This window comes from Rhizobium bangladeshense, from assembly GCF_001662075.1.
GTDB classification, from domain to species: Bacteria; Pseudomonadota; Alphaproteobacteria; order Rhizobiales; family Rhizobiaceae; genus Rhizobium; species Rhizobium bangladeshense_B.
Genome location: NZ_LYPL01000049.1, coordinates 1 through 2736, shown reverse-complemented (window position 1 = coordinate 2736; position 2736 = coordinate 1). Strand labels below are relative to the sequence as shown.

Genomic DNA, 2736 nt, shown 5'->3' with positions numbered 1-2736 from the left:
TTGCATTTCTTGGAAATGACTTCCTGAACGATCTCAATCAGTCTCCCACGATCAGCGAAAACACCACGGCGGTTACAACGGTGGCCGCGGTCGACCCAGACGGCGATACGGTCACCTATTCAATCGTCGGTGGAGACGACGCAGCGAAGTTCCAGATCGATGCCCAGACCGGCGTGCTGCGTTTCATCGCCGCACCCGACTTTGAAAATCCGGGCGATACTGACGCAAACAATGAATACGTCGTCGACGTTCAGGCTTCGGATGGCAAGGGCGGAACAATAGCCCAGACGACCCGGGTGACCGTCGGCAACCGAAACGACAATGCGCCTGTCTTCTCCTCGGGGGCGGCCGCGAGCATTGCCGAGAACACGGTTGGCGTGGCGTACAGCGCGGAGGCCACAGATGCGGACAACCTCAGGGCATTGATCTACACGCTCTCGGGTACGGACGCGGCACTCTTCAACATCGACGCCGCTACCGGGATCGTCTCGTTCAAAGCGGCTCCCGACTTCGAAAACCCTGCGGACGCGAACAGAGACAACGTCTACGACGTTGTGGTCGCGGCGTCCGACGGCGTGCATGCGATCCCAAAGAACGTGGCAATCAGTGTGACCAATACCGCTGGCGCGACCTATTCCGGAAACGCCAGCAACAATGTCTTCACGGGAACCAACGAAGAGGACACGACACGCGGGCAGGGCGGTGCTGACACGATCTCGGGCCTCGCTGGCGACGACCTGATCGACGGCGGCAGTGGCAATGATGTCCTGAATGGCGGCGGGGGCAAGGACACGCTCCTCGGCGGGATCGGAGCTGATCGTCTCGACGGCGGGACGGGCGTCGACGTGATGCAAGGAGGGGCGGGCAACGACACGTATGTGGTCGGGGAGGCAGACGACACCGTCACCGAATTGCCGGGAGAAGGAACCGACACTGTCGAGACGACCCTGTCCGCCTACGTCCTTTCCGCCAACGTCGAAAATCTTGTCTTCAAAGGGTCCGGAGATTTCCACGGCACTGGGAACGTTCTCGCAAATACGCTCACCGGCGGCGTTGGACAGGACGTGTTGGATGGCGCTGGCGGGGCTGACCGCCTCGTAGGTCTCGGAGGCGACGACACATACTTGGTCGATGTCGCCAGCGATATCGTGGTAGAAACCTCCGCAGGCGGACGGGACATCGTATATGCGACCGCACCGTCATACACTCTCACCGCGAACGTGGAAGTCCTTCGTTTTTCCGGAATAGGAGCTTTTGTCGGAACGGGAAATAGCCTTGCCAATTTGGTTGTGGGAGGGGCTGGAAATGATGACCTCCACGGAGGCGGAGGGGATGACGAACTTATCGGCAACGAAGGGTCTGACGAGGTGTCAGGCGGGACGGGCAACGACACCTTCCTGGCCACTTTGAATGACGGGGATGACTTTTACTTCGGCGACGGCGGCAGCGACACCTTCAGCCTGAACGGACTTCAAGCCGACGCCAGGATCGACCTCCTCAACGGATCGGCCAGCAGCGCCAACACCGGGACCGACCAGCTGACAGGAATTGAAAACGCGATCGGCGGTATCGGCAACGACTCGATCGTCGCAAGCACCACCCGCAACGTTTTCTCAGGGGGCGACGGAGCCGATACTTTTGTCTTCGCGTCCGTCACTGCCGCTGGAAAGGGCGCTACCGCCGACGTCATACGGGACTTCGCGCCTGGCGATCGCATCGATGTCAGTGAGATCGACGCAAACGGCGGTCTGGCGGGCAATCCGGCGTTCATCTTCGCGGGGGAGGTCACGACCGTGAGCGGAGGCTTCGGTCAGCTCGGGCGTGGGCAGATCGGCTACCGATATCAGACCGACGCGAACGGGGTCGAGTACACCATCATCGAGGGTAATACGAACGCGACGCCGGAAACGGATTTCCAGATAAACCTCATCGGCAGGATACAGCTGACGTCGGGAGACTTCCTGCTCTGAGTCATCAGCTCAGGCCGTCGGAATCTTCGCGCTTCAGGAGAGGTGGCGTGGACAGCTCCACGTCTCCTCGGGGAGCTTCTTCTTTGCTTGAAGGCAGAACTGGCGCGGCGTACCCTCCAAAGATGCCGGACAACGACGGACCACCACTGGTTCCTGCCGGACCCGAAAGGAAGCTGACAGTCATCCTTGCGGCTGATGTCGCGGGCTACAGCCGCTTGATGGAACGCGGCGAGGAGGACACCCACGAGCGGCTGCAGATGGTGTTGCGCGGTGTCGTGCGGCCAGCCGTGGAGACACACAGGGGGCGCATCTTCAAGACGGCCGGGGACGGCTTCCTGACGGAACTCGCAAGCGCCATCGAGGCCGTCCGTGGGGTGCGCCGTGGATGTCCAGCGATTGACAGCCGAGCGGAACAAGGAAGGTGCCGAAGATCGACGGCTGGATTTCCGTATGGGTACCAACCTTGGGGACGTCCTGGCTGACCAGGAGGACGTGTTCGGAGACGGGGTCAATGTCGCCGCGCGGCTGGAGGCTATGGCCGAACTAGGCGGCGTGCTTATAAGTCACAGCGTACACGAGCACGTCGATCGAAAGCTGCCGGTACAGTTCGTCGATCAGGGCGAGTGTGCGCTGAAGAACATTGCCCGTCCCGTGCGGGTGTTTCGGGTGATCTGGGAAACTGCGGATGGCGTTTCGACGGTACGGGGCGGCGCTGATGCCGTGCCGGCACTGCCGCAGGTGGCTTCGATTGTCGTGCTGCCGTTTG

2 protein-coding genes are annotated in these 2736 nt (G+C 61.3%); both read left to right on the top strand.

Annotated elements, in window-relative coordinates; translation table 11 throughout:
* The coding region (locus A7X77_RS31100; RefSeq protein ID WP_197486920.1) for a M10 family metallopeptidase C-terminal domain-containing protein at positions 1-1970 on the top strand (1970 nt) is incomplete at its 5' end.
* Positions 1971-2420: 450 nt separating this feature from the next.
* The coding region (locus tag A7X77_RS34150; RefSeq protein ID WP_432431360.1) for an adenylate/guanylate cyclase domain-containing protein at positions 2421-2736 on the top strand (316 nt) is incomplete at its 3' end.